This is a genomic window from Gluconobacter cerinus, from assembly GCF_002723935.1.
Lineage (GTDB): Bacteria > Pseudomonadota > Alphaproteobacteria > Acetobacterales > Acetobacteraceae > Gluconobacter > Gluconobacter cerinus.
In genome coordinates this window covers 22,510-43,255 of the sequence record NZ_BEWM01000006.1, presented here as the reverse complement: position 1 = coordinate 43,255, position 20,746 = coordinate 22,510, and the positions used below count along the sequence as shown (strand labels likewise).

Genomic DNA, 20,746 nt, shown 5'->3' with positions numbered 1-20,746 from the left:
GGAGTATTTATAATGTCGGCTGAGACCGAAGCCCTCTCCGAACAGATCAAGCAGTCGGTGGCACTGCTGAGGAGGCATCTTTAACTGGGATGTCGCCACAACACGCCTCGCGGAACTGAACCACCGCGCGGAAGACCCAGACCTTTGGAATGATTCTGACGCTGCCCAGAAGCTGATGCGCGAGCGAACCATGCTCGCCAATCAGATCGAGGGCGTTGAACAGATCGAGCAGGACGTTGAAGGCACACTGGAACTTGTCGAGCTCGCAGAAATGGAGAACGACACGGATCTGGTGCAGGAGGCCATCGCGACGCTGCGTGGGTTGGCTGCCGACGTGCACAAGCGGGAAATCGAAAGCCTGTTGTCCGGCGAAGCAGACAGCAATGACTGCTACGTCGAAGTGAATGCCGGTGCAGGTGGAACGGAAGCCCAGGATTGGGCCGAGATGATCCTGCGCATGTACACCCGTTGGGCAGAGCAGCACGGCTACAAGGTGACCTTCATTGAAAGCAGTGAAGGTGAGCAGGCGGGCATCAAGTCTGCCACCATTCAGATCAGTGGCCTCAACGCTTATGGCTGGATGAAAACGGAAGCTGGCGTGCATCGTCTCGTCCGCATCTCGCCCTTCGATGCCGCTGCCCGTCGTCAAACGTCCTTCGCGTCTGTCTGGGTGTATCCAGTGGTCGATGATTCCATTGAAGTGGAGATCAACGATTCGGATCTGCGTGTGGATACCTTCCGTGCTTCAGGCGCAGGCGGTCAGCACGTTAACAAGACCGATTCGGCCATTCGTATTACCCATATCCCGACAGGCATCGTTGTCGCCTGTCAGACGGACCGCTCACAGCACCGGAACCGCGCCAAGGCGATGGAAATGCTGAAGGCCCGGATGTACGAAGCGGAACTGCAGAAGCGTGAAGCTGCTGCTGCCCAGACGGAAGCTGCAAAGACGGATATCGGATGGGGTCATCAGATCCGCTCTTACGTCCTGGCACCCTATCAGTTGGTCAAGGATCTGCGGACAGGCGTGGAAAAGGGAAATCCGGACGCTGTTCTGGACGGCGCTCTGGACGACTTCATGTCGGCTTCTCTGGCGCAGCGCGTTGGGGCAACACGATCTGAAGCCAGCGCTTCTGCTCAGTAAGAGTACTCTGGCGCATTAAAACGAAACCGGAAGGCCGGGGCGGCGTAATTAATACGCTGTCCCGGCCTTCTTGTTATAATTCTGTTACAGTTTTTGGAAATTTGATTTTCTGAAGGCAGAAAAAAAGCGGAAAAGTGTACTTTTTCGCCCGCTCTCCTGCGAATATTGGCGCCAGACGATCGAAAGATGAGAATTTTTCGTTTCGGGACAGGCAATAATCAGCTTGACACCATGGCCCGAAGGCTGCCCAATCAGCATATCGGGTATGTTCTCACGACATGAGACGAATCACACGTCCGTGAGGTGAGGGAACTCGATGCAAACACAAGGTCGAGATCTCGCACCGTACAGGTGTGGATCCATTGTCGGTGTCAGTGAGGGGTAAGAAGGTTTCGACATGAAGAGCTACGCCGCACAGCAGCGCAAGCCGACGGACTATATTGTCGCGATCGTCGTGGCCGTGCTGGCTATGGGCGCGGTAATCTATGCGCTCATGAGCGGTGCTGTGGGCAAACTCGTCCACGAAAAGCCGCCCATCAAGACGGAAGTGATCAAGGAGCAGCCTAAGCCGCCTCCGCCACCACCACCTCCGCCGCCGCCGCAGATGGAACAGCCGCCGCCGCCGTATATTCCGCCGCCGAAGATCAGTGTTCCGCCGCCACCCAAGGCGATCCAGCGGGTCACACACGCCAAGCCACCGCATCCGGTTCCGCCGAGCCCGACGCCTGCACCTGAGCCTGTTCCGGCTCCTCCGCAGGGTCCGCCAGCTCCGGCAGTGCCTGATCACACGGCTGGCGCGTCTCCGATCAACGGCGCCAAGCCGGAGTATCCGGAGGAAGCCCAGGAAGAGAACCGTGAAGGTAAAGTTACGGCTTCCTGCGACATTCTTCCGAACGGTCACACGGCAAACTGCGCGATTGTCAGCTCCACCGGTGGTCACGAGTTTGTGGAAAGTGCGCTCGACTTCCTTCGTCGAGCCCGGTACCAGCCCGCCGTCGTTAACGGCGCTCCGGTTACCGAGCATCACCACATTCTGCACGTTGACTTCACGATGGGCGACTAAGTGTCCGTCAGCCAGTAGTCCAATAAGATTGCCTCTTCGGATCAGGTGGTTCGGAGGGGTTCAGGAAAAGGGCCGGTCCCCATATGGCCGGCACCCCAGACAGCTCCTAAAACGGGCATCTCTAACGAGGATATGGAGTTCATGACCAGACTGTTCCGCCTTCCTGCTCTTGACGTTCCGACGAAGGCGCGCGCCGTCCGGGCCAGCGCCATGGCTCTGACGCTGGCCCTGGCTTCGGGTGCAATCGCACCGGCCGTCGCTTTCGCTCAGCCTGCACCGGCTGATCAGAGTGCTCCGGCTGCCGCTCCGGCCGACCCGTCGGCAGTGCCGCCGGCTCCGTCCTCGGACCCGTCTGCTGCACCTGCTGCTTCTGCACCGAATGATGCTGGCGCTCCGGCACCTGCCGCCGGTGATGCAGCTGCTCCTGCTGACCAGACGCCTGCTGCTGCTGCCACCCCGGGTGAAAGCGCAACGGCCGCTCCTGAAGCTCCGGCTCCGCAGGGCAACCCGTACGGTCTTGGCGCTCTGTGGGCCAATGGTGATGTGATCGCTCGTGGCGTTCTGATCATCATGGTTATCATGTCCGCTGGTACCTGGATCATCATGGTCATGAAGTTCCTGGAGCAGGGCCGTGTGTTCGCTGCCTCCAAGGAAGCTTCCCGTGAATTCTGGACGAAGCCGTCCGTTCAGGCTGGCGCTGCGTCCCTGAAGGCTTCTTCTCCGTTCCGTTACATCGCTGAAACCGGTATTGTTGCTGCAGAGCACCACGAAGGTTCCATGCGTGATGCGATCGACCTGCACTCCTGGACGGAAATGTCCATCGGGCGCTCCGTCGACACCATCAACACGCGTCTTCAGGGCGGCCTCGCGTTCCTCGGTACGGTGGGTTCCACCTCTCCGTTCGTCGGTCTGTTCGGCACGGTTTGGGGTATTTACCACGCTCTGACCGCCATCGGCATTGCAGGCCAGGCATCCATCGACAAGGTTGCTGGTCCGGTGGGTGAATCCCTCATCATGACGGCAATTGGTCTTGCAACCGCTGTTCCGGCTGTTCTGGGTTACAACCTGCTCGTTCGCCGTAACAAGGGCGCTATGGATCGCGTTCGCAACTTCGCTGCAGACGTCCAGTCTGTCCTGATCGGTGGCTTCCGTCACGGCGTGTCCCCGGAAGACGGCGGCATGTCAGCTCCGACCACCATCACCACCAGCCAGCGGGTCTGATACTATGGGAATGAACGTCGGAGGAGGCGGCGGTGACGACGAGGTGGTGTCGGCAATCAACACCACCCCCCTCGTCGACGTCATGCTGGTGCTGCTGATCATCTTTTTGATCACCATCCCAGTCGCCACGCATACTGTGAAGCTGAAGCTGCCGGTTGATGCAAATCAGCCGACCCAGACGAAGCCAAACAATGTTGTTCTGGCAGTGACTGCGAATGGCCAGGTTTTCTGGAACACCACCCTGGTCCCTACGCATCAGGATCTGCTGAACCGCCTCGTAGAGGTGGCCAAGCAGAAGCCTCAGCCACAGGTCCAGATCCGTGGTGACGGTGCTGCCAAGTATCTGGCAGTTGGCCAGGTGGTCGCTACAGCTCAGGAAGCTGGTATCGCTCACGTGGACTTCATCACCGAGCAGCCCCACACGAACTGAAGGTCTGCCGGGCCGTTATAGAAAAACGGTCCGGCAACCTCTTTCAAGTCACCCTTTTGGAGAACCGCCGTCATGGGCATGAGCGTCGGATCGGACAGCACGCACGAAGACGAAGGTATCGTCGATATCAACACCACGCCGTTGATCGACGTGATGCTGGTGCTGCTGATCATGCTGATCATCACCATCCCGCTGCAGACACATTCGGTGGCGATCGATCTGCCTCAGGGCAATCCTCCGCCGTCTACCGAACAGCCCAAGCTGGTGACTGTTAGCATCAACTACGACAACAGCATTTCGTGGAACAGCGAGCCGGTCAACTCGGAAGCAGCACTCCAGGCCCATTTTCAGGCCGCTGCTGCTGAAGGTGATCAGCCTGAAGTCCACATTCATCCTGACCGTCTTGCCGATTATAAAACGGTTGCCCACGTCATGGCTGACGCTCAGCGTCTCGGCGTGACCAAGCTGGGTATCGTCGGTCTGGATCAGTTCATGGAAGGACAGTAATTCGTGTCTTTGTCCCTTAACCGCCGTCTGAGCGCCCGCTCCCTTCTGCTGGCTGGCGCTATTGGTGCAGCTCTTGTTGCTGGGCCTGCTGCCCATGCTGATGATGTGCTGGGCCAAGCTGTCGGCAAGGATCTTCAGCAGGCGCAGAGTGCTCTTGCCGCGAAGAGCTATGAAAAAGCCATGGCTGCGGTTGATGCCGCAGATGCGGTCAAGGGCAAGACGGATTACGAATCCTATACCATTGCCCAGATGCGTGCAGCGGTTGCCGCTCAGTCCGGTAACGTGGCTGCGGCAACGAAGGCGTATGATGTGCTCATCAATAGCTCTCGCACGCCGAAGGCTGCCAAGGGTCAAATGTTGATGGCTCAGGCAACCATGGCTTATGGCGCCAAAAACTATGCGGCTGCCATTCCGCCGACAGAGCGCTATCTGCATGAGCACGGGCCCGATCCGCGCATGCAGACCATGCTGATCCAGTGCTACTATCTTCAGGGTGACTGGAAGGGAACGGCCAAGGCTGCTCAGGAGCAGGTGGACGAGACGATCAAGGCAGGTAAGATTCCTGCCGAAAACCAGCTTCAGATGCTTGCCACGGCTTATACGAACCTGAAGGATGCGGACGCCAAGACGCACGCTTACGTCCTGCTGGCCAAGTATTATTCCAAGCCTGATTATTGGGCGATGCTGATCCATGATCTGGTCGCAAATCCTAATCTGGCACCGCCGCTGGTTTTCTATGTTGAGCGTCTGCGTCTGGCGACGGGTGTCTTGAAGGATCCGTCTGATTACCAAGATATGGGCGAGCGCGCTGTGCAGTTGGGTCTTCCCCAGCTTGCGCTGAACCTGCTCAATCAGGGCTACGCCAACAAGTCTCTGGGTAACGGTCCGACAGCTGCTGGCGATGCAAAGTTCCATGCTTTTGTTGCACAGCGTGCTGCTGCCGATCGTGCACAGCTTGCACAGGCTACTGCTTCTGCTGCCACAGACCCTTCTGCCGGTCCTGCTCTGACAACGGGTTATAATCTCGTTCTGAACGGTCAGGCTGATCAGGGTCTTGCCCTGATGAAAACGGGCCTGGGCAAAAATCCGCACTATCCGGATCTGGCTCAGGTCGAATTTGGCATGGCTCAGATGGATGCAGGCCATAAGGCTGATGCCATCAAAACCTTTGAATCCATTGCCGGTAATGGTCCTGCAAAGGATGTTGCTGAACTCTGGGCTCTCTTGTTGTCTCGTCCTGCCGCTCACTGAGCTGCATAAGAGCTAAGAGTTCAAGGAAAACGCCGGAGTCATTCCCGGCGTTTTTTTGTTTAAAAAGGCAGGACCGAGTCCATGACCTGCTGCCCGTAGCGCGGCGTCTGGATCTGGGTAATGGTCCCTCTGCCACCGTACGAAATGCGGGCTTCTGCCATTCTATCGTGAGTAACAGTATTGTCGGCCGTAATGTCCTGTGGTCTGACAATGCCACTGACCCCGAGTTCGCGTAGCTCGCTGTTAACCCGAACTTCCTGTTTCCCCATCACGACAAAATTTCCGTTTGGAAGAACCTGAGTGATGGTGCCTGCCAGACGAAGGGTCACGGTTTCATTCCGGATGATCTTTCCTGTCGCGCTGCTATCGCTACTGCTGGCTGTGTTCAGACTGTCAGCGCCTGTGACCGCGCTGATCACCCGTCCTTTGATGCCAAACAGATTTGGGATTCCGAATTTTTCGTCTGCTGCCCGATTGGCCGTCGTGCCGTTATTGAAAGCAGCGTTATCGGTGATGTCCACAATGATCGTGACCAGATCTCCGACCTGAGAGGCGCGCTGGTCCTTGAAGAAAGCACGGCTGCCACTTCGCCACAGGCTGGAAGCTTCTTGCGGCGGGGGACGCAGGGGCGGCATTGGCATTGTGACCGGACGATAGCTGGCTGCCAATGTGGGGTCGGTGATTGACGTCATGCGGGGTGGGCGACCTACCTCGGAGAGTTGGGCCAGCGAGTTACAGGCGGAGAGGGCGGGAATCAGCCCCAATAGCCCCAGGCAACGCACAGCATGACGAGATGGAAGCAGCATGTGTGGGGCAATTCCGTTTGTTAAGAACAAAACGACCCAAACATATATTTCGTAAAAAATGGGTTAACTCTGCCCCCGGACGGCCCCTTTAGCGCACTTTTCTCCGGTTTATGAAAGTTACAATATCCATATTATCCCACGTCTAGGGTTCATGCCGTGCAAGGGGCAGCATTTGCAGGATGGAAGCTGATGTCGTCGTGTGCATAAAACAGGGTGGGTTGAAGCGACATCAAGGAAAATTCATTTTTGAGCGGTGATAGTTCGATAAGCGATCACGTAAAAAGCGATACGGAAGAAAGCTGCATGGCCGTTGTGCGGCGTATGATGCGTGTTGCTGTTTCCGTATGTGTGCTGTCCTCGGCCGGTGGCGCCATGGCCGCCGAACCGGCGTCTGAAACGTCTTCGCCCGAAGGACGTACTGCGTCAGATCAGGCCAGTGGGGAAACAGAGGCTGCACCGTTGTCAGCAGGGGCTGCGGAGCTTTTGCCCAAAGCGTCGGCCTATGAAGACCTTGCCGGAAACCTGTCTGCTCCGCCTTCGCTTTTTCCTTTTGTGAATGATGCTCATGGTTGGTTGAGGCGCCATGGAACGATTGCCCAGTTCGACAATATGAACGAGATGATGGGCGCCGTGACGGCTCCGACCAAAGGGTATGGTTACAAGCAGGGCGCGTCTAATGCCGGACAGTATGCTCTGAATATTGTGACGGATTGGAACCGTCTGGCGAAGCTTCAGGGCTTTGCGACTCATGTGATTTTCATAGGGCGCTACGGCACAACGGCTAACCGCATGTTTGGAGACTGGCTGGCTCACAGTCAGGAAACCTACGGTGGCGGCGGAAACGTCGTGGTGCATCTTGTGATGGCATATGGGGAGCAGCACCTGTTCCAGAACCGACTGGCAATCGCAGCGGGACGTATGTCCCAGCTTTCGGATTTTGCCGCCGGTACTGTGTTTTGCTCCTTCGTGAACAATAGTTTCTGTGGTCGGCCCAAAGGTGCTTCTGACAGCGCCTATTACAGCTCTTATCCGGCGTCTGTCTGGGCGTTGCGGGTGAGGGGGCGGCCTTGGCGGCGGGATGTTTATGTTGAAACGGGCGTCTATTTTGCGGAAGAGGGCATTTATTCGGTCGCGCAGCACAGAACAGGGTTCAAGCTGAATGGCTCGAATATTGTTGGTGAAATCTTTCCCGTAGAAATCGGATGGCAGCCCATCTTCCGTCGCCCTTCCGGAGAGCTGGCGTATCCGGGCCATTACAAACTTGGCATAGCCGTGGAGACGATGGGGCGGTCTGAGAACTTTCTGGATACGTTGGGAAACCCGTATGCGGATAGCGGATACTCTGCTGCCCGACATAGCGGTTCATGGTCCACCTGGCTGATGGTGGACCAGCGGATCAAAGGCTCCAGAATTAACCCACAGGGCGGCGTCACGCTTATGGGGGGCGTTGTACTGAACGAGCCTCGAACGGCACTCAGGGATCGGCAGATCTATCTGGGAGCAACCTGGAAAGGCTTCTGGGCTGCCCGACCGTCAGACTCGATCGGACTGGCGGTCTCGTATGTTCATATCGCGTCAGGTGTGCAGAGAACTGAACGGATTCTTCTGGCTGCCGGCAAGTCTCTGCCTTATCGGGCGACGGGCTTGCAGACGCATCAGGAAGTTGCAGAGCTGAACTACACGTTCGCAATCGGCCGTGCGATGACGTTTGAGCCTGATCTCCAATATTACCATAACCCGAACGGGCAGGTGAACTTACGGGATGCCGTTATGATGGGCTTCAAGAGTCATATCGAAATCTTCTGAATTCGTTACGTGCAGGGAACCGGAAACGGCGCTGATCGTTTCTGATGGCTTCACCGTCTTTTCGGAGGATTACTCCACGTGCGTAAATCGATACTGCTTCTTCTGGCCCTTTCCGTGTCCTGCGTGACGTTGACGGCCTGCGAACACCACCGGACGTTCGGTGAAAAGGTGCGTGACACCGTTGATCCGCCGAAGGGCCCGATCGAACGCGCTGGCCGCTCTGTTGATCGTTCTCTCGGGAACTGATCTGGTACCCCTGCACAAGAGTTGCTCTCTTGCCCCGTGACTGAATGTGGTCGAGAACGAAGGGATGGCGGAACGGCCGTACCTTTGTTCGGTCCTCAGATCCGTCAGCATGGGAGAATGATCAATGCCGCCCGTTTCGGAAAATTCGCTTCTGACGTTGTCTAATTCCCGTGGTCCCTCAGGGCGGCCAGTGTGAGTGCAGGCGATGCGAATTCTTCTGACGGGTGGTCTTGGGTTTGTCGGTACCCATCTCAAAACACGCCTTAAAGACCGGATGCCCGATCATGTTCTGATTGAAGGGCAACTGGATCTTCTGGATCGTGAGGCCGTAGAGCGTGTTGTGCAGGATACACGCCCTGACGCCTGCATTCATCTTGCGGCTGTGTCATCGGTTCTGGAAGCCAGTCAGGACACGCGGCGCGCTTGGCAGGTCAATCTTGATGGCACGATGAATCTGGCGGAGACGTTTCAACAACACGCCCGTCACATCAGATTTGTGCATGTCTCCTCAGCTGAAATTTACGGCGCTTCTTTCGCAGAGGGCGTTCCTTTGACCGAAGCGGCGACCGTGGCGCCGTTGAATTCTTATGCTGCCAGCAAGGCGGCCGCGGACATGGCTGTAGGAATGATGGCGAAAGAAGGCCTGCATGCTGTAAGGATGCGGCCCTTTACACAGGCTGGAAGCGGCCAGGATGTGAATGCCATTCTACCCTTTCTGGCCTCTCAGGTCGCTCGGATTGAGGCGCATCGGCAGACTAGCATTACGATCAACCACCCGGATGTCGGATACGACATTACAAACGTCCGGGATGCGTGTGACGCCTATATCGATGCCCTGACGTTAGAGGATGCTCCTGCGGATGGTACGATTTTGAACATCTGTAGTGGTGAGACCCGAACCGTACAGTCCATGCTGAATGATCTGCTAGAATTGTCGGGGGTGCACGCTGAAGTCCGTTTGGATTCTACTCATCCGACGCCGTCAGGATTGCAGAACATGGTGGGGGACCCTTCTGAAGCTCAACGCATTTTGGGATGGACAGCTCAGATTTCCTGGAAAAACACTCTTGAGGAAGTTCTGAACGATTGGCGTTGGCGTGTACGGTCCTGACCGTTCAAAATTTTGAGCCAGCAGACAGAGACTGAAATATGCCTGCTGGCTTGTGCTCAGTGCTGTTCCTGATCGGCGGACTGTGGGCACAGTGCCCGTTCAACCAAGGCGCAAACAATATGTGCGGCGGTGATATGCATCTGCTGGATCAGGGGCGTCCATGCGGAAGGCACGCGGAGCACGAAGTCAGCTTCGGGAATGTCCACGGATGTATGGCCAGTAAAGACGACGGTTATAACACCCTGCGCGCGCGCAGCCTTGAGTGCCTCTATGATATTCGGCGAACGTCCGGACGTTGTGATTCCGAGGAAAACATCCCCCTTGCGCCCCAGAGCCAGAACCTGCCGGGAAAAGACGTGATCGAAACCATAGTCGTTGCCAATAGCCGTTAAGCTGGATGTATCCGTTGTCAGCGCAATAGCGGCTAGTGGTCGGCGATCATACATCAGGCGTGACGTGAATTCACCGGCAATGTGCTGGGCATCGGCGGCGCTTCCACCATTGCCTGCAACCAGAAGTTTTCGATTATCCTGCAGAGCTGACATGATGGTCAGAGCAATTCCTGCCATCATCTCGGAGCAGGCGTCGTCCTTTGAGAACGCCACCATCGTTTCTGCCGACTGGTTAAGATAGTCCCGCATATAATTCCGCTCGGAAGCAGGAAGGTCATTCAGCAGGGTGGATGTCTGGATCGATGACATCAGGGTCAACAGCTCCTGGAATACGATATAAAAAGCGGCGGTAATGCTTCTTGAGGCTCACCGGCATGACACAGAGACAGACTGGCTCAGGGCGCATCTGTCAAGCCGCTGACCAATAAAGCAGTCTCGCTAACTTGTGCGCTAAAGATTGAAACGCTTTTTGTGTGTGGCTCGTTGCAGGCCTGTATCCGTGAGGAGATAGACCCGATGTCACAGCCATCCTCCAGCAATTCTAGTGCACCCTTCCTCACTACCCTTCGCGCCAGTGAAGCCAATACGCCTGACAGGAGGCGCTGGTGGAAGGAAGCCGTGGTCTATCAGGTTTACACACGTTCATTCTGTGACAGCGATGGAGACGGCATTGGTGATCTTCCGGGCCTCATCAGCAGGTTGGATTACCTGCAATCTCTGGGTGTACAGGTGATCTGGCTGGCCCCGCATTATGACAGCCCGAATGTTGATAACGGGTATGACATCCGGGATTACCGCAAAGTCGATCCCCTTCAGGGAACCATGAAAGACTTTGACCGGCTGGTGGAAGGCTTGAATGCCCGTGGGATGAAACTCATTGTGGATATCGTGGCTAACCACACAAGTGATCAACATGCCTGGTTTCGCCAAAGCCGTGCCAGCCGGGAAAACCCCTATCGCGATTTCTATATCTGGAGGGATGGCCGGGATGGCGGACCGCCCAATAATTATCTGTCCATCTTTGGTGGAAGCGCATGGCAAAAAGATGAAACAACAGGGCAGTATTATCTGCACTATTTTGCTCGCGAACAGCCTGATCTGAACTGGGAAAATCCGGCAGTCCGGAAAGAAATGTACGAGATGATGCGTTTCTGGATGGACCGGGGCGTCGCAGGCTTCCGGCTGGACGCGATCTGCTTTCTGTCCAAGCTACCTGATCTCAGAGACCTGACGCTGGCTGAGATGGAGAGCCTTGAGCATGTCTATGTCACCGGCCCCAAAGTGCATGATTATCTACAGGACATGCATCGGGAGGTTTTTGCAGGCCGGGACCTTCTGACAGTTGGGGAAGCTTTTGGTGTGCCCTTCGATGAGACCCCGGCTTTTGTAGAGGAAAGCCGAGGGGAAATGACGATGGTTTTCCACTTCGAAATTGTTCGCCTTGGTCGCCATGACTGGCAGGTTCAGGATTGGACGATCAAGGATCTCAAAGCGGTTTTAAGAGGGGAAGATACATCTTCTGGCCCAGAGGGCTGGCTGACATCTTTTCTGGAAAACCATGATAACCCACGATCTGTCTCATGGTTTGGGGATCCGTCGCCCAAAGGGCACGGCCCATCAGCCAAGGCTCTGGCAACAATGCTCCTGATGCGACGTGGGACGCCCTATATCTATCAGGGGCAGGAAATTGGCATGACGAATATCCGGTTCGATGGGATCGAGGATTTCGAGGACATCAATGCCAGGGGCATTTGGGACAATACTGTCGGTATTGGAAAAATGTCCGCAAAGGAGGTGTTGTCCAGTCTGTCAAAGATCAGTCGGGATAATGCACGAACACCTATGCAATGGGATGGAACGTCGCGTGCCGGGTTTACGACTGGTGTGCCGTGGTTTCGGATCAATCCAAATCATACGGACATCAATGTGGCCCAGCAGGAAGCTGACCCCGGGTCCATTCTGAACTACTACCGCCGCTTGATTGAGCTGCGCGCTACGCATCAGGCGTTGATTTACGGCACATTTGAAGATGTTGATCCAGATCATCCTTCGGTCATTGCGTTTACGCGTACGCTAGAGGACGAGCAGTTTCTTGTTCTGATCAATATGTGTGGGGAAAAGGAACACTATATTCTGCCGCATGGTCTGAAAATAGCTGAGGTTCTGATCGACAGCACATCAGCTCAGGCAGCGGACGTGCTGCCTGAGCTGATGCCCTGGCAGGCAGGCGTTTATCGACTTGCACCACCAGCAGACATCTGAAGAAACGTCTGCTCAGTTAGGCAGCCTCAAAAAGTTCGTTGCCCACCAACCCAGACTTCTGCGATTTGCAGCGTGTCATCCAGAACGGTGAAATCGGCCAGGAGGTCGGGAGTAATTGTGCCCCGATCATGAAGGCCAAGATAAGTCGCTGCATTGGTGCTAACGAGCCGTGCAGCCTCCGGAAGTGACTTCCCGGCCTGCACGGCGTTGCGCACAGCCTGATCAAGGGTCAGGACACTTCCTGCCAGAGAGCCGCCGGGAAGGCGGACAACGCCGTCCTGGATCAGGACGTCCTGGCCGCCCAGACTGCTGGGGCCTTCCGGTTCACCTGTTCCCCGCATGGCATCTGTCACGAACAGGAGGCGGTCCCCCATAACGCGTGAGGCGAGACGAAAGCTGGCGGGGTGCACGTGGTAGGTATCGAAGATCATCTCAGCATACGCGGTGTCGCTGCACATGAGTGCCGTTACAGGGCCGGGCTTGCGCCCCTCAATCGCAGACATGGCGTTGAAAAGATGGGTCGCACCAACGGTGCCGCCGGCTCCACAGACGAGGCAGATGGCGCGTTCTGCGCCTTCATGATCTGTGGTGGTATGGCCGAGACTGACCCTTACGCCAGCCGCTGCAAAACTGCGCATGGCACTTTCTGCATGGTCCAGTTCGGGAGCAAGCGTGACCACGCGGACACACCCGGTTTCGACAGCCTCCTGAACCCGATCAGGGGAGGGCGGAATGGCAAAGGGAGGTTGCGCACCCAGCTTGTGGGGACTCACAAACGGCCCTTCCAAATGGGCTCCATGAATGCGCGGACCGTTTTTCACCCCGCGTTCACAGACTTCCGTGACAGCTCTCAGGGCATTCATTACGTCATTCCAGGGTGCCGTAATGGTTGTCGGGAGAATGGTCGTAGTGCCGTGAGACATGTGGAACCGGGACAGTGTTTCAATGGCTTCCACACCGTCCATGGTGTCGGCCCCACCGCCACCGTGAACATGTCCATCAATGAAGCCCGGAAGAATGTAGCGGTTGCCAGCGTTTTTCAGCGGCTCAAGATCGTGGATATGGGTGCCGAAGGTCACGCGACCGGGGACGATCCGGTCCCGGAGTACGAGATTTCCATCGAGATGAGACGTCATTGTTTCTGGTCCAGTGGGAGAAGGCCCGTCTGTCCGTAGCGGCGAGCGTAGAAAAGAACTGCGAGATAGGATGGCAGGACGAGGAGGGCGAACATGGCCTGAAACCCGACATAAGGCTTTAGCAGGACATAGATCTGCGGAATGATCGCACCGCCGCTATACGCCATAACAATTAGGGCCGAAGCCAGTGGGGTCCAAGGGCCAGCGCCTCGAATGGCAATCGGGAAGATCGTCGGCATGATCATGGCGTTTGTGGCGCCCAGCAAAGCGACGCAAAGTACGGAGGCGTAGCCATGCGTCAGGAAGGCCGCAATGGTCAGGATGCAGCCGCCAATGCAGGAGAACTCAAGAAAGCGCTCCTGCGTGATGATGCGTGGAACAACGACGAACCCGGCAACATAACCCGCCAGCATTCCGGCTAGGGTCAGGGAGGTGAAGAACTTGGTCTCGCTTAGCGGAAGGCCAAAGCCCTGCCCATACGTGCCGATGGCATCGCCTGCCATGACTTCGATGCCGACATAGATGAACATGGCCGCAATGCCGAAGACGAGATGCGGCCGGAAAATCTTCTCGCTGCTTCCGCTCATGCTAGGAAGTGGTGGGGCCTGAAGTTCTGGTAGGGGGAAGAAAACGACACCTATGGCAGCGACTACAAGAACAACAGCCATGCTCATATAGGGCGTATAAATGGCATAGACGAAGCTGTTTAGAATGGCGTCCCGTGCTTCTAGTGTTGCAGCAAGCTGCGCTTTCTCAGCGACATTCCCGATATCGCCCATGACGACTGTGGCCAGGACGATAGGCGCCAGAATGCCGGCAAATTTATTGCAGACACCCATGATGGCAATACGCTGGGCGGCGCGCTCCGAAGGACCAAGCAGGCTGACCAATGGGTTGATAACGACCTGCATCAGTGCAAGCCCTGAACCCAGCACCAGAAGCCCAGCCAGTGCGCCGCCATAAATGCGCATGGAGACGAATTGCCCGAAGAGGGCTACGCCTGCCGCACATAAAACCAGTGCTCCGGACAGACCGCGACGCAGACCCAGTGAACGGGCGACAAACGATGCGGGAATGGAGAACAAAAAATACGACAGGTAGAAGACCAGAGGCACCAGAAAAGCGCTGACGTCTCCTAGTGAGAACGCAACCCGGACAAACGAGATCAGCGGCCCGTTCAGCCAGGTCACAAAACCCATCATGAAGAAGATGGCGGCGGCAACACCAAGTGGACCAAGGCCGTATGAGCCAGTCAGGCTGTCCGGGGAACGGTTCATGTCACTTCTGCTCCACAGGCCTGATCGTACAGGCCAAGAACTGTGTCGATTGCGGAAAGAATTATGGCGCGCGGTTGCCGTGGAAGCAGCCCGTCGCGGATTTTTTCGTACTGCACCGGCAGGAACTGGCTCAGAAGCGGGTCTGGCAGCCCTGTTTCCTCAAGCTGGCGCAGAAGCGTTTCAACGGCGGCTTCCGCATCAGGTTGAGGCCAGTAATAGCGGATACGGTCGCTGTAAGCATAGTGACGGAGAATGGCGAGCTTGCTCTCTGTGCCTTCGTAATGGCCACGCCACTGCGCGGGCTGCTGCGTCATGATCCGTTCCATAACCGCCCGCAGGCTTTCCTGCTGCGGCAGAAGGACGGAGCGGATGCTGTCCAGCCCATACAGGGCTTCACGCAGGGCAAAAGTGAGGCCCGGTCCGACTTTTAGAAGCAGAAAGCCGTCTTCCACAAGTGCGCGCAGGGCGGGGAGGGGCTGATAATCGGTCGAATGGGCCTCGAAGATCTGGCCCGGCATCTGGTTTAGCGTGGCCGAGAGGGACTGCGCGCGCGGCCGGTCGTAAATCACGACATCTTCCACACCGAATTCCACGCCCGGCTGAACGACAAGCCCGATCACACGGCCCCAGACGTCATCGCCCAGAACCCGACGGAACAGCGTTTCGTGAACCTGAAGTGTTGCGGTGGCAGCGTCCGGAGAGGTTGGCTCCAGATGATCCAGAGCCTCAGCTGCCCCACCCGGAACGGGGACTTCCGTTCCAATGATATAGACGGCCTGACCGGGAGCCGCGCTTTCGGCGCGCTGTGCAAGGGCGCAGGCGCGTTCGGCAACGGTTTCATCGGAAAGCGCAACCGGTTCGCCCGCGCAGCCCATGCTGGCATCGAGATGCAGTTTGACGAAGCCCGCTTTCGCAAAGGCTTCGATCATGGTCAGGGCCTTGTCCATGGCCTCCTGTGGAGGCAGGGCTTTCCATGGATTGGGGCCAAGATGGTCGCCACCCAGCAGAACAAGATGCGCCGGGCAGCCGACCTTAGCGGCAATTCCAAGCACAAGATCCCGGAAATCTGCCGGGGTCATGCCAGTATAACCCCCTTCCTGATTGACCTGATTGCAGGTCGCCTCGATCAGAACATGCCTCTTGGTCCGGGCAGCGCGTTGAAGCGCTGCCTCCAGCACCAATGGGTGTGCGGAACAGACAGAGGTCAGTCCTTGACGTTGGGCTTTCGGAACGTCTGGATCGTGCGTCTGGCGAACGAGGTTCAGGAACGGAGAAAGGCTCATGAATCAGGCGATCGTCACAACTTTGGTCAGATGACGAGGGGCCAGAGTATCCAATCCCTTCGAGCGCGCGACATATTCCCCGAAAAGCTGAAGCACTGGCAGAACGACCAACGGGCGTACATCTCCGCCTTCCTTAACGGAAAGAGAGACGGTGCCGGGGCCACCAATGCCTAGAACGCGTGCGCCCTTGCCCATCAGATCCTTGGCAAGAATGCTCTCTTCTTCCAGCGTGTCCGGGTGGTACAGGAAGACGACAAGCGAACTTTCATCAATCAGGCTGATCGGACCGTGACGGTATTCCAGCGGATGATGCGCTTCCGTCTGGCTCAGGCTCATTTCCTGAAGCTTCAGGGAGCCTTCGCGGGCAACACCATAAAGCGCACCAGCGCCCAGGAACACGAAATGGGAACGGCCTTCGATCAGACCCTTGAGCTGCGGATCCGCGGCGTCAAGGAGTTCCTCGGCAGCCTTTGTTGTTTCCGGCGTGACAGAAATACCTGCATAACGCAGGCCCATCAGCAGCATCAGACTGGCCGACGCTGTCATGACGATGCCTTCTTCTGCATGGGTTTCGGCCAAGACGGTTTCGTCTGCGTTCTTCTCGAGACTGGTCTCTTCCGCGCAGGTGAAAGCCGTAACGTGCAGACCGTTCTTTCGGCTTTCGATGGCAGCGGCGACCGTCTCAGTCGACTCTCCGCTGCGTGAAAGAGCTAGAATGTTTGGGCGGATTGAGGACGGCACATAATCCTGCGGGCGGCGTGTCCACTCATTGCCTGCAACAGCACGCGAAAACACACCGTTGGCATTCAGGCTTGCCGCGATTGAATCCGCAATATGAACAGATGTTCCACATCCCACGACGACTGTGAAAGTCTCCGGGTCCGGATGGACATCCTGCATGTCTACCTGGTTCCAGAGGGGAAACTGTTCGCGAATACCGCGTTCAGTAGCGTTCATAAGAAAACCTTTCAGGCCCCTGAGCCTACGGTGTCGAGGGTACGGGAGAGGGATTGAATCCAATGTGTATCTGCGGCCCATCCAGCCTGGCGGGCAGCAGAAATGAGGCCTCCGCCAATGGGAGGGAGAAGAGGCGGGCGAGGTGCTCCGCATTGTTTTGCGATGGCATTTCGCAGGTATGCGCTTTGCAGCGTACCGCCGGCATAGCTCCAGGGAAGGTCTAATCCCGGCATTTTACGCGCCGCAAGGATATGCGTGGCCAGATCGGATGCGGCCTGATCCAGAAGAGCCATGGCCGGGACACAACCGTCTTCAGCAAGGGCAGACACATGGCGGGCGAGAGCTGCAACGGCAGAGCGAGGATGCTCAAGGGTGCCATACCACTCCAGAAGAGCCGGCGTGCAGAGTTCCGGTCTGGATGGCAGGCCCATGGCCGCAGTGAAGGGCGCCAGGAAGCTGGCATCCTGCGTGTTTCGACCATCGAGAATGTGCGTCAGAAGTGCCAGAGCGTTTCGGCCGATCTGGTAGGCGCTGCCTTCATCGCCAAACAGGCTGCCCCATCCGCCGACCCGGCAATGCTTGCCCGCAGCATCGGACGCCCATGCCATGGAGCCTGTGCCAGACAGAAGAAGAATGCCGGGCTGCCCCCCAAATGCGGCTGAACAAGCCATGTCCACATCATTTGTGAGGGAATATGGAATGTCTCTGAGATTTTCGGAGACAGCGTTTTTTTGCCGGGCGCAAAGCGTTTCACTTTCGCCGTATCCGGCCAGTCCAAGTCCGACAGACTGGGTCTCGACAGGGAGCGCCTGCAAAAGGCCTGTCAGCCTCTCGCGCCAGAGGGGTTGGTCAAAGGGGTTTGTTCCGCCTGTCTGCCGGCTGGCGGCGACTGTTCCATCCTGACGAAGGACAACAAGGAGAGTCTTGCTGCCCCCGCCATCAATCGCTGCGATACAGGGTTCAGTCACGGCCAGGCTTTCTTGCGGGTAGTAGGATCCTGTCTCGATCTGACTAGCCAGAGGCCAGTCATGTCAAGTCATCTTTCTGAGCGAAACGTTCCGATTTCGATCATTTTATGCGTGCTTTTTGAAAAATATGGGTATGCTTCGGCGCACCGTGTCATGGCTCAGTGGGGAGAGCGTCTTTTGGCTTCTGACCGGCTGGCTCAGATCCGGCATTATCTTTACCTGAACGGAATGAGTGGTGTCCACGAGCTGGCCAGACAGGTGGATGCCTCTCTTGCGACGATCCGGCGGGATCTTCAGTTGCTTGAAGAGCAGGGCATTGTCATCCGGACACGCGGCTGTGCGTCCCTGACTGCTTCAATCGATCGAGAGGTTGCGTTTGAGGCGCGGGAAAATCACGCACTCGAACACAAGCGCGCCATTGCGGATCTGGCTTTTCGTCGTATCGAGCGAGGATCAAAGGTTTTCTTTGATGCCGGGACAACCGTTCTGCAGCTCGCGCGGCGTCTGCGCATTTCGCCCATGCCACTGACGGTCTTTTCCAACAACATTATGGTCTCGGAAATGCTGAGCGGCGTTGAAGGTGTCGAGACGATTCTTCTTGGTGGCAGAGTGAGGCATACCAATCGCAGTCTGGTCGGACTTTTGGCAGAGCAGGCACTCGAGAAACTCTGGTTCGATCAGGTATTTCTCGGCGCCAGTGCTGTGCAACCAGATGCGACGATTTCGACGCCTGATGAGGAAGAAGCCAGGCTCAACGCGCTTATGATGAAGCGGACGGAGACGTGCTTTCTTCTTGTGGATAGTACAAAATTTGCGCGCCACTCCACTTACAGTGTCGGGCTCCTGGATCAGGTTTCCTGTATTTTTACAGACACCGATCTTGATGCCCGACAGGTTCAGTCTCTGCGAGACGAGGGGCATGACGTCGTGCTCGCAGGGCATGCAGAAGGAAAGATATAGGATGCTGAACGAGCCCACAATTCTGGCTGAGGTTTCAGGCCTGGCTGATCTTTATGAAAAAGCCTTGGGTGAGAATGATCTTCAGACCCTGGATGACCTCTTTTATGCGGGGCCGGAGACAGTCCGATACGGGGTTGGTGAAAATCTCTATGGCATCGAAGAAATCAGGGAATTCCGGAAGCAGCGTCCAGGAGGCTCTCCGCCACGGGATGTGCTGAAACGCGTCATCACGGTGATTGGTCAGGATGCTGCCGTGGTTGATCTGGAGTTTCAACGCCGGGGTGGTTCCAAAATCGGCCGTCAGAGTCAGACATGGTTTCGTACACAGAATGGCTGGAAGATTCTGGCTGCGCATGTTTCCCTGATGGCCGACATATCCTGAAGACTGACTCTGAAGAGGCGACGGCAGCAGCATGAATCTTTCGGAAGATAAAGAAATCGAGGTTCTCGCAACGGCGAATGGCCTTGTGATACCCGCTGAATTTCATAAGGGCGTTCGGATGAACCTCGACCTTCTGCGTTCCTATGCAACCCTGATCGAGGGAATGGAACTGTCAGACAGGCTTGAACCTGCGTTCGAGTACGAACCATGAGCGGGCTTGAATTTCGCACGCTGGACATTGCTGCGCGTGTTCGAAGCGGCGAGTTATCTGCAACAGACGTAACCAAAGCTGTTTTTGCAGACATCGCCGAGCGGGATGGAGCATTGAATTGCGTCACGCGTCCCCTCACGGATCGGGCATTTGCCGCTGCCGCTGCAGTTGATTCTGCTGTTGCGGAAGGCCGTGATCCTGGCGCGTTGGCGGGTGTTCCATTCGGGATCAAGGATCTGTTTGATGTGGCCAGTCAGGTTACGACAGCGGGTTCGAAGGTGCTGGCAAATGATCCGCCTGCGACGCGGGATGCTGCACTCGTGGCACGTCTGATCGACGCTGGAGCCATCCCTGTAGCACTGACAAACATGGACGAGTTCGCTTACGGCTTTGCGACGGACAATGCCCACCATGGCGTCACACGCAACCCTCATGCGCCGGATCATCTGGCGGGTGGTTCGTCTGGTGGATCGGCGGCTGGGGTGGCGGCGCGCCTCTTTTCGCTTGGTCTGGGGTCCGATACCAACGGGTCCATCCGTGTTCCAGCCTCTTTGTGTGGCGTTTGGGGGCTTCGGGGAACGCAGGGGCGTTTTCCAATTGAGGGTAGCTACCCGTTTGTTGCCAGCCTCGACACAGTTGGGCCTTTTGCGGACAGTGCGGGCGGCCTGAGAGCGTGTTTTGAGGCATTGGTACGGACGGAAAACGCACCTGTTGATGTTGGTGGCTTGAAAGTGGCGCGCCTGGGTGGATGGTTTGCGGAGAACATGTCCGCTTCCATGCAGGAAGCAGTAAACGCACTGGCGACCCGGCTTGGTGCCAAAAATACGGCGGAACTGCCTGAAGTTGCGCGGGCGAGAGCGTCTGCTTTCGTGATCAGTGCCTCGGAAGGAGCAGCACTTCATCTGCATCGTCTGCGCACACAGGCGAAAGATTACGATCCGTCAGTGCGTGACCGTCTGCTTGCTGGCGCCCTTTTGCCGGCTTCCCTGATTTTCCAGGCGCATCGTCTGAGGAACTGGTTCCGCGCACGGATGCACGAGGCTTTTGCTGATGCAGATATCCTGCTGGCGCCTGCTGTGGTGGGTGAGGCACCGCGCTTTGATCAGCCGTTGATCGAAGTAGGGGGTAAAATGGTCTCGGCGCGTGCCAATCTGGGGCTTTATACGCAACCGCTGACGTTGGCAGGCTTCCCGGTTTTGACGGTCCCGATGAAAACGGCCGGACTGCCGTTGGGAGCCCAGCTTATTGCGCGCCCGGGCAGGGAAGATCTGCTGCTGGCTCTGGGGGAATCCCTTGAGCGGGATGGAACTGCCGAAGCTCGATTGGTCTGAAC

The 20,746-nt window shown here is 56.8% G+C and carries 21 protein-coding genes; 14 read left to right on the top strand and 7 right to left on the bottom strand.

Translation table 11 applies throughout. The features are described 5' to 3' along the window. The first annotated feature begins 12 nt into the window (after window positions 1–12). From prfB to GCE01_RS13675, 6 genes are all read left to right on the top strand, one after another. A protein-coding gene (gene prfB, locus GCE01_RS13700) for a peptide chain release factor 2 (RefSeq protein ID WP_099213300.1) occupies window positions 13–1,144 on the top strand; the annotation gives its coding sequence in 2 pieces (ribosomal slippage) (window positions 13–81 and window positions 83–1,144; 1,131 coding nt in all). A 397-nt stretch (window positions 1,145–1,541) separates the two neighbouring features. Beyond that, entirely contained in the window at window positions 1,542–2,207 is a 666-nt protein-coding gene (locus tag GCE01_RS13695) for an energy transducer TonB (RefSeq protein WP_046900242.1), read from the top strand. Window positions 2,208–2,348: 141 nt separating this feature from the next. Beyond that, complete coding sequence (locus GCE01_RS13690; protein ID WP_080951457.1) at window positions 2,349–3,428, top strand: MotA/TolQ/ExbB proton channel family protein; 1,080 nt, start codon at window positions 2,349–2,351, stop codon at window positions 3,426–3,428. A 4-nt stretch (window positions 3,429–3,432) separates the two neighbouring features. Then, complete coding sequence (locus tag GCE01_RS13685; RefSeq protein ID WP_086633118.1) at window positions 3,433–3,858, top strand: ExbD/TolR family protein; 426 nt, start codon at window positions 3,433–3,435, stop codon at window positions 3,856–3,858. A gap of 72 nt (window positions 3,859–3,930) precedes the next feature. Then, window positions 3,931–4,365, top strand: coding sequence for an ExbD/TolR family protein (locus GCE01_RS13680; protein WP_086633119.1), 435 nt, complete (start codon window positions 3,931–3,933; stop codon window positions 4,363–4,365). A gap of 3 nt (window positions 4,366–4,368) precedes the next feature. Beyond that, complete coding sequence (locus GCE01_RS13675) at window positions 4,369–5,616, top strand: hypothetical protein (RefSeq protein ID WP_086633120.1); 1,248 nt, start codon at window positions 4,369–4,371, stop codon at window positions 5,614–5,616. Between the two features lie 59 nt (window positions 5,617–5,675). On the opposite strand, the gene flgH is transcribed toward GCE01_RS13675, so the two are convergent. Then, complete coding sequence (flgH, locus tag GCE01_RS13670; RefSeq protein WP_046900238.1) at window positions 5,676–6,422, bottom strand: flagellar basal body L-ring protein FlgH; 747 nt, start codon at window positions 6,420–6,422, stop codon at window positions 5,676–5,678. Between the two features lie 246 nt (window positions 6,423–6,668). Here flgH and GCE01_RS13665 point away from each other — a divergent pair, with 246 nt between their 5' ends. From GCE01_RS13665 to GCE01_RS13660, 3 genes are all read left to right on the top strand, one after another. Beyond that, a complete protein-coding gene (locus tag GCE01_RS13665; protein ID WP_244591228.1) occupies window positions 6,669–8,228 on the top strand; it encodes a carbohydrate porin in 1,560 nt (519 codons plus the stop codon). 78 nt (window positions 8,229–8,306) lie between these two features. Further along, window positions 8,307–8,474, top strand: a complete 168-nt coding sequence (locus tag GCE01_RS16890; RefSeq protein ID WP_167386170.1) for a hypothetical protein — start codon at window positions 8,307–8,309, stop codon at window positions 8,472–8,474. Between the two features lie 205 nt (window positions 8,475–8,679). Continuing rightward, on the top strand, window positions 8,680–9,585 hold the full coding sequence (locus tag GCE01_RS13660; RefSeq protein WP_099213299.1) for an NAD-dependent epimerase/dehydratase family protein: 906 nt from the start codon (window positions 8,680–8,682) through the stop codon (window positions 9,583–9,585). A gap of 56 nt (window positions 9,586–9,641) precedes the next feature. On the opposite strand, the gene GCE01_RS13655 is transcribed toward GCE01_RS13660, so the two are convergent. After that, the gene (locus GCE01_RS13655) at window positions 9,642–10,286 is read right to left on the bottom strand and encodes a D-sedoheptulose 7-phosphate isomerase (protein ID WP_099213298.1); all 645 of its coding nucleotides are present in this window, start codon (window positions 10,284–10,286) and stop codon (window positions 9,642–9,644) included. A gap of 207 nt (window positions 10,287–10,493) precedes the next feature. On the opposite strand from GCE01_RS13655, the gene GCE01_RS13650 reads away from it, so the two are divergent. Continuing rightward, window positions 10,494–12,239, top strand: a complete 1,746-nt coding sequence (locus tag GCE01_RS13650) for a glycoside hydrolase family 13 protein (RefSeq protein ID WP_099213297.1) — start codon at window positions 10,494–10,496, stop codon at window positions 12,237–12,239. Window positions 12,240–12,265: 26 nt separating this feature from the next. Here GCE01_RS13650 and nagA read toward each other — a convergent pair whose 3' ends face one another. From nagA to GCE01_RS13625, 5 genes are read right to left on the bottom strand one after another with little or no spacing between them, the layout of a single operon-like run. Then, window positions 12,266–13,375 (bottom strand): N-acetylglucosamine-6-phosphate deacetylase, encoded by a 1,110-nt coding sequence (gene nagA, locus GCE01_RS13645; protein WP_099213296.1) that lies wholly within the window; start codon window positions 13,373–13,375, stop codon window positions 12,266–12,268. Continuing rightward, a complete protein-coding gene (gene gluP / locus GCE01_RS13640) occupies window positions 13,372–14,652 on the bottom strand; it encodes a glucose/galactose MFS transporter (protein WP_099213295.1) in 1,281 nt (426 codons plus the stop codon). The genes nagA and gluP overlap by 4 nt, the downstream gene beginning before the upstream one ends. Beyond that, complete coding sequence (locus GCE01_RS13635; RefSeq protein WP_099213294.1) at window positions 14,649–15,935, bottom strand: D-tagatose-bisphosphate aldolase, class II, non-catalytic subunit; 1,287 nt, start codon at window positions 15,933–15,935, stop codon at window positions 14,649–14,651. Before GCE01_RS13635 ends, gluP begins: the two co-directional genes overlap by 4 nt. Before the next feature lie 3 nt (window positions 15,936–15,938). After that, entirely contained in the window at window positions 15,939–16,892 is a 954-nt protein-coding gene (locus tag GCE01_RS13630; RefSeq protein ID WP_099213293.1) for an SIS domain-containing protein, read from the bottom strand. A gap of 11 nt (window positions 16,893–16,903) precedes the next feature. Beyond that, complete coding sequence (locus GCE01_RS13625) at window positions 16,904–17,860, bottom strand: N-acetylglucosamine kinase (RefSeq protein WP_244591227.1); 957 nt, start codon at window positions 17,858–17,860, stop codon at window positions 16,904–16,906. Window positions 17,861–17,920: 60 nt separating this feature from the next. Here GCE01_RS13625 and GCE01_RS13620 point away from each other — a divergent pair, with 60 nt between their 5' ends. From GCE01_RS13620 to GCE01_RS13605, 4 genes are read left to right on the top strand one after another with little or no spacing between them, the layout of a single operon-like run. Continuing rightward, entirely contained in the window at window positions 17,921–18,820 is a 900-nt protein-coding gene (locus tag GCE01_RS13620) for a DeoR/GlpR family DNA-binding transcription regulator (RefSeq protein ID WP_244591226.1), read from the top strand. Between the two features lies 1 nt (window position 18,821). Then, complete coding sequence (hpxZ, locus tag GCE01_RS13615) at window positions 18,822–19,202, top strand: oxalurate catabolism protein HpxZ (RefSeq protein ID WP_099213291.1); 381 nt, start codon at window positions 18,822–18,824, stop codon at window positions 19,200–19,202. A gap of 31 nt (window positions 19,203–19,233) precedes the next feature. Further along, window positions 19,234–19,413, top strand: coding sequence for a DUF4089 domain-containing protein (locus tag GCE01_RS13610; protein WP_046900228.1), 180 nt, complete (start codon window positions 19,234–19,236; stop codon window positions 19,411–19,413). Then, entirely contained in the window at window positions 19,410–20,744 is a 1,335-nt protein-coding gene (locus GCE01_RS13605) for an AtzE family amidohydrolase (RefSeq protein ID WP_099213290.1), read from the top strand. The genes GCE01_RS13610 and GCE01_RS13605 overlap by 4 nt, the downstream gene beginning before the upstream one ends. Window positions 20,745–20,746: the final 2 nt, after the last annotated feature.

Coding starts and splice junctions, on each gene's coding strand:
- GCE01_RS13695 (WP_046900242.1), top strand. CDS start 1,542: ATGAAGAGCTACGCCGCACAGCAGCGCAAGCCGACGGACTATATTGTC.
- hpxZ (WP_099213291.1), top strand. CDS start 18,822: ATGCTGAACGAGCCCACAATTCTGGCTGAGGTTTCAGGCCTGGCTGAT.
- GCE01_RS13605 (WP_099213290.1), top strand. CDS start 19,410: ATGAGCGGGCTTGAATTTCGCACGCTGGACATTGCTGCGCGTGTTCGA.
- GCE01_RS13650 (WP_099213297.1), top strand. CDS start 10,494: ATGTCACAGCCATCCTCCAGCAATTCTAGTGCACCCTTCCTCACTACC.
- GCE01_RS13660 (WP_099213299.1), top strand. CDS start 8,680: ATGCGAATTCTTCTGACGGGTGGTCTTGGGTTTGTCGGTACCCATCTC.
- gluP (WP_099213295.1), bottom strand. CDS start 14,652: ATGAACCGTTCCCCGGACAGCCTGACTGGCTCATACGGCCTTGGTCCA.
- GCE01_RS13620 (WP_244591226.1), top strand. CDS start 17,921: ATGTCAAGTCATCTTTCTGAGCGAAACGTTCCGATTTCGATCATTTTA.
- GCE01_RS13630 (WP_099213293.1), bottom strand. CDS start 16,892: ATGAACGCTACTGAACGCGGTATTCGCGAACAGTTTCCCCTCTGGAAC.
- nagA (WP_099213296.1), bottom strand. CDS start 13,375: ATGACGTCTCATCTCGATGGAAATCTCGTACTCCGGGACCGGATCGTC.
- GCE01_RS13610 (WP_046900228.1), top strand. CDS start 19,234: ATGAATCTTTCGGAAGATAAAGAAATCGAGGTTCTCGCAACGGCGAAT.
- GCE01_RS13690 (WP_080951457.1), top strand. CDS start 2,349: ATGACCAGACTGTTCCGCCTTCCTGCTCTTGACGTTCCGACGAAGGCG.
- flgH (WP_046900238.1), bottom strand. CDS start 6,422: ATGCTGCTTCCATCTCGTCATGCTGTGCGTTGCCTGGGGCTATTGGGG.
- GCE01_RS13680 (WP_086633119.1), top strand. CDS start 3,931: ATGGGCATGAGCGTCGGATCGGACAGCACGCACGAAGACGAAGGTATC.
- GCE01_RS13635 (WP_099213294.1), bottom strand. CDS start 15,935: ATGAGCCTTTCTCCGTTCCTGAACCTCGTTCGCCAGACGCACGATCCA.
- GCE01_RS13685 (WP_086633118.1), top strand. CDS start 3,433: ATGGGAATGAACGTCGGAGGAGGCGGCGGTGACGACGAGGTGGTGTCG.
- GCE01_RS13655 (WP_099213298.1), bottom strand. CDS start 10,286: ATGTCATCGATCCAGACATCCACCCTGCTGAATGACCTTCCTGCTTCC.